General features: G+C 59.0%; 12 protein-coding genes and 1 pseudogene. 9 read left to right on the forward strand and 4 right to left on the reverse strand.

Annotation, left to right across the window (positions count from 1 at the left end):
- Nucleotides 1-3: 3 nt before the first annotated feature.
- Nucleotides 4-987: an MBL fold metallo-hydrolase gene (locus HU811_RS04545; protein WP_186654291.1), complete on the reverse strand. Its 984-nt coding sequence runs from the start codon at nucleotides 985-987 to the stop codon at nucleotides 4-6.
- A 270-nt stretch (nucleotides 988-1,257) separates the two neighbouring features.
- Between HU811_RS04545 and HU811_RS04550 the strand changes: the two genes are divergently transcribed.
- Nucleotides 1,258-1,743 carry a winged helix-turn-helix transcriptional regulator gene (locus tag HU811_RS04550; protein WP_092398169.1) on the forward strand — a complete coding sequence of 162 codons (486 nt, stop codon included), beginning with the start codon at nucleotides 1,258-1,260 and terminating at the stop codon, nucleotides 1,741-1,743.
- A gap of 16 nt (nucleotides 1,744-1,759) precedes the next feature.
- Nucleotides 1,760-1,903, forward strand: a pseudogene (locus HU811_RS27720) (IS5/IS1182 family transposase); the annotation flags it as partial.
- Nucleotides 1,904-1,980: 77 nt separating this feature from the next.
- Here the strand turns inward: HU811_RS27720 and HU811_RS04555 are convergent.
- Nucleotides 1,981-3,099 (reverse strand): NADH:flavin oxidoreductase, encoded by a 1,119-nt coding sequence (locus HU811_RS04555; RefSeq protein WP_186654292.1) that lies wholly within the window; start codon nucleotides 3,097-3,099, stop codon nucleotides 1,981-1,983.
- Between the two features lie 102 nt (nucleotides 3,100-3,201).
- On the opposite strand from HU811_RS04555, the gene HU811_RS04560 reads away from it, so the two are divergent.
- On the forward strand, nucleotides 3,202-3,585 hold the full coding sequence (locus HU811_RS04560) for a winged helix-turn-helix transcriptional regulator (RefSeq protein ID WP_092453462.1): 384 nt from the start codon (nucleotides 3,202-3,204) through the stop codon (nucleotides 3,583-3,585).
- 26 nt (nucleotides 3,586-3,611) lie between these two features.
- On the opposite strand, the gene HU811_RS04565 is transcribed toward HU811_RS04560, so the two are convergent.
- Nucleotides 3,612-5,174: a carbohydrate porin gene (locus HU811_RS04565; protein WP_186654293.1), complete on the reverse strand. Its 1,563-nt coding sequence runs from the start codon at nucleotides 5,172-5,174 to the stop codon at nucleotides 3,612-3,614.
- Between the two features lie 168 nt (nucleotides 5,175-5,342).
- Here HU811_RS04565 and HU811_RS04570 point away from each other — a divergent pair, with 168 nt between their 5' ends.
- The 6 genes from HU811_RS04570 (at nucleotide 5,343) to HU811_RS04595 (ending at nucleotide 12,180) form a co-directional block, all read left to right on the forward strand.
- A complete protein-coding gene (locus HU811_RS04570) occupies nucleotides 5,343-6,617 on the forward strand; it encodes an ABC transporter substrate-binding protein (protein ID WP_186654294.1) in 1,275 nt (424 codons plus the stop codon).
- A 21-nt stretch (nucleotides 6,618-6,638) separates the two neighbouring features.
- A complete protein-coding gene (locus tag HU811_RS04575; RefSeq protein WP_092453456.1) occupies nucleotides 6,639-7,601 on the forward strand; it encodes a carbohydrate ABC transporter permease in 963 nt (320 codons plus the stop codon).
- A complete protein-coding gene (locus HU811_RS04580; RefSeq protein WP_092398158.1) occupies nucleotides 7,598-8,440 on the forward strand; it encodes a carbohydrate ABC transporter permease in 843 nt (280 codons plus the stop codon). Before HU811_RS04575 ends, HU811_RS04580 begins: the two co-directional genes overlap by 4 nt.
- A 27-nt stretch (nucleotides 8,441-8,467) precedes the next feature.
- A complete protein-coding gene (locus HU811_RS04585) occupies nucleotides 8,468-9,613 on the forward strand; it encodes an ABC transporter ATP-binding protein (RefSeq protein ID WP_092398156.1) in 1,146 nt (381 codons plus the stop codon).
- Nucleotides 9,610-11,112 carry a glycoside hydrolase family 32 protein gene (locus tag HU811_RS04590; protein ID WP_186654295.1) on the forward strand — a complete coding sequence of 501 codons (1,503 nt, stop codon included), beginning with the start codon at nucleotides 9,610-9,612 and terminating at the stop codon, nucleotides 11,110-11,112. Before HU811_RS04585 ends, HU811_RS04590 begins: the two co-directional genes overlap by 4 nt.
- A gap of 75 nt (nucleotides 11,113-11,187) precedes the next feature.
- Nucleotides 11,188-12,180, forward strand: coding sequence for a LacI family DNA-binding transcriptional regulator (locus HU811_RS04595; protein WP_186654296.1), 993 nt, complete (start codon nucleotides 11,188-11,190; stop codon nucleotides 12,178-12,180).
- Nucleotides 12,181-12,237: 57 nt separating this feature from the next.
- On the opposite strand, the gene HU811_RS04600 is transcribed toward HU811_RS04595, so the two are convergent.
- On the reverse strand, nucleotides 12,238-12,691 hold a 454-nt coding region (locus HU811_RS04600), incomplete at its 5' end, for a calcium-binding protein (protein WP_496198542.1).

Consider the following 12,691-nt stretch of genomic DNA (forward strand, 5'->3'; position numbering starts at 1 on the left):
AGCTCACTCCAGGTTGAGGAAAGTCGCCGACACCCAGTCATAGCCCTCGCCGTTGTCGGCTTTGCGAAGACGGCCCAGGCCAGGGAACGGCATGTGGGCTGCGGCAATCATTGTTTTGTCCGCAGCGAGCTTTACCAAAAGGGCTTCACGCGTTTTGATGGCCGTCGCGCTGTCTGAGTCGAAGACGATGCTGATTTCCGGATGCGGCATCTGGACGGCGCCAACATGAGCTACGTCGCCCCAGATGAGCAGCGACTGACCCTTTGAGGAAATCATGTAGCCAGTGTGACCGGGCGTGTGGCCGGGAATGGCATACGGTGCGATACCGGGGACGATTTCGGCCAGGCCTTCGTACGGCTTCCATTTGCCTGCGGCGATGTAAGGCGCGGCGCCTTCCTGTGCGACTTTGAAGAAGATCTTTGCTTCTTCCGGGGCCTTGGCCATGATTTCCTTCGACAACCAGAAGTCGGCGTCGGCCTTCGTCATCATCACGGTCGCGTTCGGAAAGACGCGTTTCCCGTTTTGGTAGATACCGCCGGCATGGTCAGCGTGAAGGTGAGTCAGTAGAACCAGGTCAATCTGCTCCGGCTTGTAGCCGGAGGCCTTCAAGTTCTGCACGAGCTTGCCCAGCGTGGGAGGGCCCCAGTGACCGCCTGAACCGGTATCGATGAGAACGAGTTTGGAGCCAGTGTTGACAAGGAAGCCTTGGACGGTTGCCGAAACCTGCTTGGGGTCGTTTTGGAAGGAGCGCGCCAAGAGGGACTGAATGAGCGCGGGATCACCGTGTAGGAGACTGGAGTCGATGCTACCGCCACCGTCATAGAGCGCAGTGACTTCATAGTCGCCAATCATCGTGCGATAGAAGCCCGGCACCTGCTTGTGCTGCATCGGCGCTGCAGCTTGGGCCGGAGCTACGGCAGCGAAGGCACCCGCGAAGGCTAACGATACCGCGAGCAGGGTACGCGAAGTGATGGTGGAGAATTTCATAGTGTTCTTAACCATTGTGTGTGGTGGGTATGTAGATACGTACAGCTGTAATGATCTTTAGCAAAACGCCAGCTCATCGTGCCATGTCGCTGTTACCGCCTTTCCGGCCATACGCAGCATCGAATTGCCGGTGTTACCCGTGATGAAAGCCCCGGATGTTCGATTTTTTCGCCGATCCGGCTGAGCCACCATAGTGCTTGCAATGTGCAAGTGGTTGAATAGTATTTGAGCGACTTGCACAATGCAAGTGGAAATTCAAGGAGAGTAACTGTGCAACAAACAAGACGATCGGGCTGCCCGATCAACCTGACGCTTGAGCAGATCGGCGACCGCTGGAGCCTGATCGTTATCCGCGATGTTATGTTCGAGAACAGACGCACTTATGGCGTCCTGCTGGAGAAAAACCAGGAAGGCATCGCCACGAACATCCTCGCGAGTAGGCTGAAACACTTGACCGCGTCTGGCCTGCTGACACGATGCCCGGATCCGAATCACCAGCAGAAAGTAATTTACAGCCTCACGGAAGCGGCGATACAGCTTGTCCCTCTGCTCGCGCATTTGGCTGCCTGGGGTGTTCGGCATACGCATCCGAGCAAGGAAGCGTCTTTGCGCGCGGAGGTGCTGGAAAAGGGCGGCCCTTCGCTTTGGAGTGCCTTTATGGATGAACTACGTTACCTGCATCTCGGTGCACCGCGTCCGGAGCGCTCAGTATTGGACAAGCTCCGGGCCGACGACGAGCAGGCGATCGCCACTTAGCACCGATCCTTGGCGTCTGGTGGAGGAAAAAGACATCGAACCTCACGCGCCGGTGTGGGACAAAACCGAGCGCAAGAACGACAGTTTTTCGAGCAACGATTTCCACTGGAATGAAGAGATTGAGGAATACCGCTGCCCGGCCGGCAAGGCATGCAGAACCTGCGCCGGCTGGCCAAATTTACCTCTCAAGGTCCACCGGTTACGGGATTACCTGTGTGGCATGACACTCTCCAAGGCTCAAACCAATTCGGCTAAAGATGCCGGATTGAAGCCCTTCAGATCTGCGTAATCGCCTTTTTCCACTTTGGCGACCCACTCCTTGTCACTCAGCAGAACACGCCCTACAGCGATCAGATCAAACTCTTCGCGCTCCATGCGCTCGACGAGCCGCTCCAGGCTCGCGGGGGTTGACCCCTTGCCAGCGAAGGCGTGAGTAACATCATTGTCCAGCCCGACCGAACCGACGCTAATAGTCGTGGCGCCAGTGACTTTCTTTGCCCAGCCCGCGCAGTTCAGCCCGTTCTCACCATCGACTTCGGGAAACTCAGCGTCCCAGAAGCGTCGCTGCGAGCAATGCAGCACATCAACACCCGCCTCAACCAACGGTAGCAACCACTCTTCCATTAATGCAGGGGTCTCGGCGAGGCGCACCCCGAAGTCCTGCTGCTTCCACTGGCTAACGCGCATGATGATAGGGAACTCGGGCCCCACCGCATGACGAACGGCAGACACAATCTCAGCGGCAAAGCGCGAGCGCTCTTTGATCGTCGGTCCGCCATAACGATCGGTGCGCTGATTGGTACCCGCCCAGAAGAACTGATCCACCAAATATCCATGAGCCCCATGGATCTCGACTGTGTCGAAACCCAGCCGTTTGGCATCCGCCGCTGCCCTGGCAAAAGCAGCAACTGTGTCTGCAATGTCCTCTTCGCTCATTGCCACGCCGCGCGGGTCGTTTGGCGAATCGAGACCAGATGGGCTTTCAACCGGTGCATCAGGCTCCCAGCCGCTGACGTCACGTACTGCACCGGTGTGCCAGAGTTGCGGCCCCATGCGGCCACCCGCCTTGTGAACCGAATCGATCACGTTCTTCCATCCAGCTAGCGCTGCTTCACCGTGGAAAAAAGGAATGCCGGAACCGTTACGTGAAGCGGGACGGTCGATGACGGTGCCTTCTGACAAAATCAATCCGACCCGACCCTCAGCCCGCCGCCGGTAGTAGGCAGCGCTCCCTTCACCGGGGATGCCCTGCGGCGAAAGTTGCCTCGTCATCGGCGCCATGACAATCCGGTTTTTCAGTTCAAGCGAGCGGATCGAAAAAGGACGAAATAGTATGCTGGTATCAGGGTTTGACATTGGATGGACTCCGTTTGCTTTTGGAAGCCATATAAGTATATTTTGTAAACCAAATGTCAATTAGGCACCTAGAGTCGCCTAGGTATATATGAGGAAACTTCGATGCTGGAATTAAAGCCGCAATGTTTCTCGTCGGAGTGCCCAAGCCGGGCGCTGTTCGACCAGATCGCCGATAAGTGGTCAATGATGGTGCTGGCGGTGCTGGATGATGGGCCGCACCGCTTTAATGCCATCAAGCGCCGCCTGGAGGGCGTCACTCAGAAAGCACTGACACAGTGCCTGCGGCGGCTGGAAAGAAATGGCCTTGTCTCACGCAAGGTGATTTCGTTCTCGCCCGTGGCGGTCCAGTATGAGATCACCCCACTGGGTCAAACGCTGCAACAGCCATTTCGCGAACTGCATAAATGGACGCTCGACAAACTGCCTGAGGTTGAAGCGGCCCGGTCGAAATTTGACGAGGCCGCGGAGGTAAATCTGACGGTGTGATTCTCTTTGAAGATACCCCCAGCCCTTTAGAACCAGGTTTCCATCTGTATCCCGTATTGCCACACGCCACCTGAATTGAAGTCAGACTTGCCGAACGAATCGGCGGCGCTGTACCTGTCCAGATCCGAGGACCAGTCCATGACACTGGCAAACACACGCAGTTCGGGGCGTGTGAGAAGGTCCCCAAAATCAGGCTTGAAGGTCGGGGCGATCGTGAACTTCCAGAAGTTACCGTCGACTGCGTTGCGTTGCAGGTAGCCCTTGGGATCGAGATCCATGGTTTGCCAGCTCATCTCGTAGGCCATTTCGAAATTGCTGTTGATTTCATTGGCCAGGCGCACGTTGAGTGTCATCCAGCGGTAGTCATCCCCTTTGACGTAGCGGTCCTTGCTCTGCTCGGCCAGTAAACTCGGACCGATGCGCCAGCCGGGAGCGATGGGTGTCTCACCGTAGAGCGCCAGACGCAAAGCGCGGGCGTCGTCGATCAGTTCGCCGTCCGAGCCAATGTTCTTGACCTCTGCCCCTAGGCCTTGCCCATAGAGCAACGCCGTTTTGAAGAAGCCTTCCCTGCCGAAAAAGGTCTTCTGGTGATTGGCCACCATACTGTGCAAGCCGGAGTCCGCAGGCGTCAGGCCCGCTTCATTGCTACGAGTACCGATGTCGTTTTCCTTGGCGCCAATGGCGTTGAACATCCATTGCCACTGCCCATTGTCGAAAAACTGGTTAGAGGTCAGGACGTAGCTTTCCACATCAGCGTTGACGCCGCCGTCACTGAACTCCCCGTAATTTCTCCCGACCAGCGAGTAATTCGAGCGCCAGTTCTTATTCATTTGCACGTCGTAGATGCCGCCGCCGGTGCCAGCCAGGTAGACGACGTCCGAGTCCAGCCAGTGGATATCGAAATTGTCCCGGTCAAACCGCTTGCCTGCCCAAAGGGTGGAGTTCTCAAACACCGAGTTCCCCTTGAACGCCGCGATATGGTCCAGTTCGGTAAACACCTGGCGCACGTTCAGGTTACTTTCGTCGGCGGTCCAGTCATTGGAGCTTTCTACGCCATCGGCGATGGACACCGTGAATTTCGAGCGGGTGCCGTTCTGTGCGTACTGCTCTTTCGACAGGTCGATACGCATGTAGGTGTCGTCCTCGTTACCGAGTCGCCCGACGGCGCCGCCGACGGAACCTGCCGGGGTGGTATAAGGACCGCCACGACCGCCACCCAGCCCGTCATTGACCAACAACCCGGAGCGGGCGTAGCCCTTGAAACTGAACCCGTCGGTGAGGTGAGCACCGCTGTCCTTTTTTTCCAGGCTCTGTTGATGGGCTTCGAGTTTTGCCAGCCGCGTGTCCAGCGTCGACGTGGCGACACTTGCAGGGGATGCCATGGATTGGAGGGCGGGAGCGGCGCGTTTGAGTTGTTGCAGTTCCCTGGCCAGGGCCTGGGTTTGCTGTTCGGCGGCCGCTGCACGTTTTTCCGCGGCACTGGCACGAGCCTCGAACGCGGCCATGCGTTCTTCCAGCGTCGCTGCGTGAGCGGTGGCTGCCGAGGTGCCGAGCACGCCTGCGAGAAGCCAGCTTGATGCTTTCTGCATGTGGATTTCCCTGTTTTGTTTTTATTTTTGTGTTCCCGCAATGGTCTTTTTTTCTCGGCCTTTGAATTGTCAAAAACCATGAAAAAAAGGATGCCTCATCGCAAATACGCTGCTACATTTGGCGATGTTAACGTTAACTTTTCTAAAAACAAAAATAAAGAGGGCTTTATGAAACAGCTCAAATCGCTCCTTCCTGCTGCGCTGCTCGGCCTTTGTGTCGGGCTTCCATCCCTCTCGACCGCCGCCAACCTGACAATCTCCTGCGGTGCGGTGGGTGCTGAATTGCAACTGTGCAAGGAGGCTGTCGACGCCTGGTCGAAGCAGACCGGCAACAGCGTCGAAGTGGTTTCGACGCCTAACTCGGCCACCGAAAGGTTGTCGTTCTACCAACAAATCCTGAGTGCCCGGTCCAGCGACATCGACATCATTCAAATCGATATGGTGTGGCCGGGGATGCTGGCCAAACATCTGATGGACCTGCGCGAGGTGCTCCCTGCCAACGCGACCGAGGGCTACTTCCAGGCCCAGGTGGACAACGCCACGGTGAACGGCCGGCTGGTGACGATGCCTTGGTTCACCGATTCGGGCCTGCTGTATTACCGCAAGGACTTGCTCGAGAAGTACCACAAGCAGGTGCCGCAGACCTGGGAGCAAATGACTGCAACTGCCCGGGAAGTCCAACAGGCTGAGCGCAATGCCGGGAACGCCAATGCCTGGGGGTACGTCTTCCAGGGCCGCGCCTACGAAGGCCTGACGTGTAATGCACTGGAGTGGATCAGCAGCCAGCCGCAAGGTGGGTTGGTCAATTCACAAGGCGACATCGTGGTCAACAGCCCGGCGGCAAGAACGGCGTTGACGCTGGCCAAGAGCTGGGTAGGAGACATTTCCCCACGCGGCGTACTCAACTACACCGAGGAAGAAGGACGTGGTGTGTTCCAGTCGGGCAATGCGCTGTTCATGCGTAACTGGCCGTATGTCTGGGCCCTGGTGCAAAGCCCGGATAGCGTCGTAAAAGACAAGGTCGGCGTGGCTCCCCTGCCCCGCGGTGGCGAGACTGGCACCCACGCCTCCACCCTCGGTGGCTGGGGCCTGGCGGTGTCGCGTTACAGCGCCAACCCCAAGCTGGCCGCAGAACTGGTGAGCTACCTGAGCAGTGCTCAGCAGCAGAAACATCGTGCCCTGGTCGGCGCCTATAACCCGGTGATCGAGTCGCTGTATCAAGACCCCGAGTTGCTCGCGGCGATGCCTTATTACAGTCAACTGCGCAGCATTCTTAAGGATGGGGTCATGCGCCCTGCCTCGATTACCGCCGATCGCTATCCACGGGTCTCCAATGCGTTCTTCGATCAAGTGCATGGCGTGCTGGCCGGCGAAGTGCCGGTCGATCAAGCGCTGGCCGAACTGGAAAGCGAACTGACGCGCATCAAACGCCGGAACTGGTAAGCCACAAGGAAGGAAATCACCATGTCTGTCTCCACTACCCTGGCCACCGGTGACGAGCTGCTGCCCGCCCGGGAAACGCCGGTACAACGCCGCCGTGTTCGCGCCGCGTGGCTGTTCCTGACTCCGATGTTGTTGTGTCTGGCCCTGGTGGCGGCCTGGCCGCTGCTGCGCACATTCTGGTTCAGCCTGACCGACGCCAGCCTGGCCGACACCGGTGACGCAAGTTTTATCGGCCTGAGTAATTATCTGTTGCACAGCAGCACCGGCTGGTCGGGCGTTCTGGTCGATCCACAGTGGTGGAACGCGGTGCGCAACACCCTGCATTTCACTGTGGTTTCAGTGGGGCTGGAAATGGTGCTGGGGTTGTTGGTCGCGCTGCTGCTGAACGTCAAGTTCACCGGGCGCGCCTTGGTACGGGCATTGATTCTGATTCCCTGGGCAATTCCAACCATTGTCTCGGCGAAGATCTGGTCATGGATGCTCAACGACCAGTTCGGCATCATCAATCATCTGATGCTGGGCGCCGGCCTGATTGACGCGCCCCTGGCCTGGACGGCAGACGCCGACCTGTCGATGTGGGCAGTGATCATCGTCGACGTCTGGAAGACCGTCCCGTTCGTCACGCTGCTGATGCTGGCGGCCTTGCAGATGTTGCCGGGCGATTGCTACGAAGCTGCCCGCGTCGATGGCATTCACCCGCTGAAGGTGTTCTGGCGAGTCACCCTGCCGCTGCTGATGCCGGCGCTGCTGGTGGCGGCGATTTTCCGCATCCTCGATTCGTTGCGGGTGTTTGACGTCATCTATGTGCTGACCTCCAACTCGTCGAGCACCATGAGCATGTCGGTCTACGCCCGCCAGCACCTGATGGAGTTTCAGGACGTCGGTTACGGCAGCGCTGCCTCGACCTTGCTGTTTCTGGTCGTCGCAGTCATCGCCATGATTTATCTGTACCTCGGACGCCGTCAAATGGAGGTTCGCTCATGAGCCCGCGCCTACTGAAAAAAGCGCTGTTGCGCGTCGGGTTCTGGTGCCTGATCGGGATTTTGCTGCTGTATGCGGTCTTCCCTTTCTACTACGCCATTGTGACTTCGCTGAAGCCGTCCAGCGCCTTGTTCCAGGTGAGCTACTGGGTCGACAACCCCGACTTCTCCAACTATGCCGCCGTGCTCCAGCAGGCCTCGTTCTTGCGGGCGATCGGTAACTCGCTGGTGGTTGCCCTGAGTGTGGTCGCGCTGGCGCTGTTCCTCAGCCTGACCGCCGCCTATGCCTTGGGCCGGGTGAAGTTTCGTGGGCGGGGCACGGTGCTGATGATGGTCCTTGGCGTGTCGATGTTTCCCCAGGTCGCGGTGTTGTCGGGGCTGTTCGAGGTGATCCGTGCACTGGGGCTGTACAACACGTCCTGGGCGTTGATCCTGAGCTACACGATTTTCACCCTGCCCTTCACCGTCTGGGTACTGACCACATTCATGGGCCAACTGCCCCATGAGCTGGAAGAGGCGGCGATCATGGACGGTGCTTCGCCCTGGGTTACCCTGACCCGCGTGTTGTTGCCGCTGCTCTGGCCGGCGCTGGTCACCACCGGCCTGCTGGCTTTCATCGCTGCGTGGAACGAGTTCCTGTTCGCCCTGACCTTCACCCTCACCGACACGCAGCGCACGGTGCCGGTAGCCATCGCCCTGATTTCCGGCGGCAGCTCCCATGAGTTGCCTTGGGGGCTGTTGATGGCCGCTTCGGTGCTGGTCACCGTCCCACTGGTGATTCTGGTGCTGATTTTCCAGCGCCGAATCGTTTCCGGTCTCACTACCGGTGCGTTAAAGGGTTGATGCCCAACAAAGACAAGGAACAGCATCGTGATCAAGTTGAAGCTAGACAACGTGAACAAACAATTGGGCGGCATGCGCATTCTTCGCGACGTCAGCCTGGAAATCGCCGCCGGTGAATTCGTGGTGTTCGTCGGCCCCTCGGGCTGCGGAAAATCGACCCTGCTGCGACTGATCGCCGGGCTCGATTCCATCTGCGCCGGCGACCTGCTGATCGACGGTCGCCGGGTCAATGACCTGGAGCCGCGCGAGCGTGGCGTCGGTATGGTGTTTCAGTCTTACGCGCTCTACCCGCACATGAGCGTCTACGACAACATCAGTTTTGGTCTGAAACTGGCAAAGACCGAAAAGACCAGCCTGCGTGAGCGCGTGTTGAAAACCGCGCAAATCCTGCAATTGGATAAACTGCTGCAACGCAAGCCCAAGGAACTGTCGGGCGGGCAGCGTCAGCGGGTGGCCATGGGCAGGGCCATGGCGCGGGAGCCGGACATTTTGTTGTTCGATGAGCCGCTGTCCAATCTGGACGCTTCCTTACGGGTGCAGATGCGTAACGAAATCGCCCGCCTGCATGCTCGACTGGGCACCACCATGATCTACGTGACCCACGATCAGGTTGAGGCAATGACCCTGGCCGACAAGATTGTCGTGCTCAATGGCGGCCACATCGAGCAGGTTGGCTCGCCGCGGGAGCTCTACGAGCGCCCGGCCACTCGGTTTGTCGCCGGCTTCCTGGGTTCGCCCAGAATGAACTTTCTTGCTGCGAGCCTGCATACGCCAGGCGCAAGCAGCCTGGTTGAAAGCCTCGTATTGGGCAGGACCGCCCTGCCCTTTGACAGCTCGAGCCTGGCGGCGAACAGCCAACTGAGCCTGGGGATTCGCCCGGAACATGTGACGCTCAAGGCGGCACAGGGCACTGCCGGCATCGCCGTGATCGGGGTCGAATACCTGGGCAGCGAAACCTATGTACACCTCGATACCGGCCAGGATGAGCCCATGATCTGTCGCTGTGAGGTACACGCCGGGTGGCGAGTGGGCGATCGGGTCGAACTGCAGGTGGAGATCGACAATCTGCACCTGTTCGATGCCGACGGTACGGCCTTGAGGCGCCACCCACAAACCCTCGAAACCCCGTTGGATGATATTGCCCAGCGCTCGGTACGAGCAGGCGCCCTATGACCGTGTGTGTGAATCCCATGAACGCTCCAATGTCCGCGACCCTTGAGCTTGCGCAACAGGCGCTGAGCGCTGGCCTGTCCCGCGTCATCGATGACTATCGTCCCGACTATCATCTTGCCCCACCCGCGGGCTGGATGAACGACCCTAACGGAGTGGTGTATTTCCGCGGCGAGTATCACGTGTTCTATCAACATCACCCCTTCGACGCAAAATGGGGCCCGATGTATTGGGGACATGCCAAGAGTGCTGACCTGGTCCATTGGCAGCACCTGCCCATCGCACTGGCGCCGGGCGATGACTTTGACCGCGACGGGTGTTTTTCCGGCAGTGCGGTGGTGTGTGGCGACACGCTGGCGTTGATCTATACCGGGCACACCTGGCTGGGGGAAGTGGGTGACGAACGCCAGATCCGCCAGGTCCAGTGTCTTGCCACCAGCGTCGACGGCATCCGGTTCGCCAAGCATGGCGCCGTCATCGAAACCGCACCGCAAGACACGATCATGCATTTTCGTGATCCCAAGGTCTGGAAGGACCACGACTATTGGTACCTGATTGCTGGCGCACGCCAGGGCGATACGCCTTTGCTCCCGTTGTACCGCTCCACCGATCTGCACGCCTGGGAGTTCCTTGACTATGTGTCCCGTGGCAACGAGGGCGATGGCTATATGTGGGAGTGCCCGGATCTGTTTCGCCTCGATGGGCGCGACGTGCTGCTGTACTCCCCCCAAGGCATGCGCCCTGAGGGGTATGAGCGGCTCAATAAGTACCAGACCGGTTATCGCGTGGGGCAACTCGACAGCCAATGGCACTTCAACGGCGGGCCGTTTATCGAGCTGGATAACGGCCATGACTTCTATGCCGCGCAAACGCTGGTAGCCGCCGATGGTCGGCGCCTGGTATGGGCGTGGCTCGACATGTGGGAAAGTCCGATGCCGAGCCAGCCCCATCACTGGTGCGGCATGCTCGGACTGCCACGCGAGCTGCAATTGCATGCTGATCGCCTCAGGGTGTTCCCGGCCCGGGAACTGACGGCGTTGCGCAAGGCGCCGTTGCCAAGCACGCCTGCGTGGGGTGAATCGGGCAGTCGGTGGGTGCCGCAAGTGAATGGCGACAGGCTCGAGATCCATGTGCAGTTGAATTTACTCGACTGCACCGAAGGCACCCTGGGCATCGCCTTGCGATGCAGTGCCGATGGCGATGAATACACCCTGCTTTACTACGATGCGTCACTGCAGCGCCTGGTGCTCGACCGCAGTCGTTCGGGGGCACAAGTGAGCGGTCAACGCAGCGTGGCGATCGACCGGGAACAAGAGCCTCTGCAACTGCGTGTGTTTCTGGACCGCTCGTCCATCGAGGTGTTTGAGCAAAGCGGCCGCTTCAGTCTCAGCAGCCGCATCTACCCCCAGCCCAACAGCCTGGGGGTGAAGTTACTCGCAAGCGGGACCGGCGGGGACGTCTCCATCACCCATGCGTGGTCTTTGGCCTCGGGGTGGCTATGAGCATCGTCATTCGAGTCGCGAGAAGCCCGGGGCCTGTGTCATGATTCGGCGTCAACCTGACTGGCCGCACCTCGCATGACTTCAGTGAAAGACGTTGCACAGCTGGCCGGCGTGTCCCTGATGACGGTTTCCCGAGCGCTCAACACCCCGGAAAAACTGAGCCCGGAAACCCTCCAGCGGGTGCGTCGCGCCATTGACGAACTGCAATTCGTACCGAGCCTTTCGGCGCGCAGGATGCGCGGGGACAATCTCCAGGCGCGAACCATCGGTGTGTTCGCACTGGATACCGCCACCACCCCCTTCGCCGTCGAGCTGCTACTGTCCATCGAGCAGACCGCGCAACAAGCCGGCTGGAATGTGTTTATCCTCAACCTGTTGAGCAACCCGCCCACCGAGCAGAATATCGACCTGATGATGTCACACCGTCCCGACGGGCTGATCTTCAGTGCCATGGGGTTGCGTCAGGTGAGCATCCCCGAGCGTTTAAAGAGCAAACCGCTGGTACTCGCCAATTGCCTGGCCGATGATACTCGCCTGGTCAGCTATGTGCCGGATGATGAAACGGGGCAGCATCGAGCGGTGCATCACGCCTTGAGCCAAGGCTATCGGCGCCCTCTGTGTATCAATCTGCCAAAACAGAGCCTTGCCTGGAGCCTGCGACAAGAAGGTTTGCGACGTGCCTGTCAGGCCTTTGGGCTGGCGCCTGAAGCGCTCCTGCAATACGACCTTTCCGATCACGATGCCTACGGTGAAACCGCAGCCATTCTCGACCGGCACATCATCGAGGGGCGACCGCAGTTCGACATTCTGATCTGCGGCAACGACCGTATCGCCTTCTGTGCCTATCAGTTGTTGTTGGGCCGTGGCCTGAAGATTCCCGGCGACGTTGCGGTGCTCGGCTATGACAACATGATCGGCATCGCCGAGCTGTTCATTCCGCCACTGACCACGGTCCAACTGCCGTACTACGAGATCGGGCGCAGGGCTGCCCGGCACCTGATCGAGAACCTCGAGGTGTCGGGCGCCCAGCCAGTAGATTGCCCATTGGTAGTCAGGGCGTCGCTATAAGCCGAGTCGGTATTGGGCAAGCTCTGAGCTGTCTCAGAGCGTCCGGACACCGCTTTATCAAGCAATCAGATCGTTGGCACTGAAGGTATTGACGCCCAGTAGCTGGATTTCGAAATCCGCATCCAGATTGCCGTTGATGTTGCCGTAAAGCACCTGATCGACGAAGCGCAATTGTCCCGCGCCGGTGAAGTCGTTCGAGTCGATGAAGCTGAACCCGTTGATTGGCGTGGTCAGGATATTGGCGTCCAGTTTCGACAGGTCAATCTTATCGCCCTGGATGCTGCTGAAGTCGTTAATAACGTCGCGAGCGCTCCCCTTACCCAGTTCATTCAACGCATTGAAAACAAATCGATCGGCTCCAGTGCCGCCGGTCAGGACGTCAGCGCCAGTGCCGCCGATCAACATGTCGTTGCCTGCGCCGCCGTTGAGTTTATCGTTGCCTGCTCCACCGTTCAGCACGTTGTTGCCGGTGTTGCCGGTGAGCACGTTGCCCAGGGCGTTGCCGGTGCCG

The sequence above is a fragment of the Pseudomonas tehranensis genome, from assembly GCF_014268615.1.
GTDB classification, from domain to species: Bacteria; Pseudomonadota; Gammaproteobacteria; order Pseudomonadales; family Pseudomonadaceae; genus Aquipseudomonas; species Aquipseudomonas tehranensis.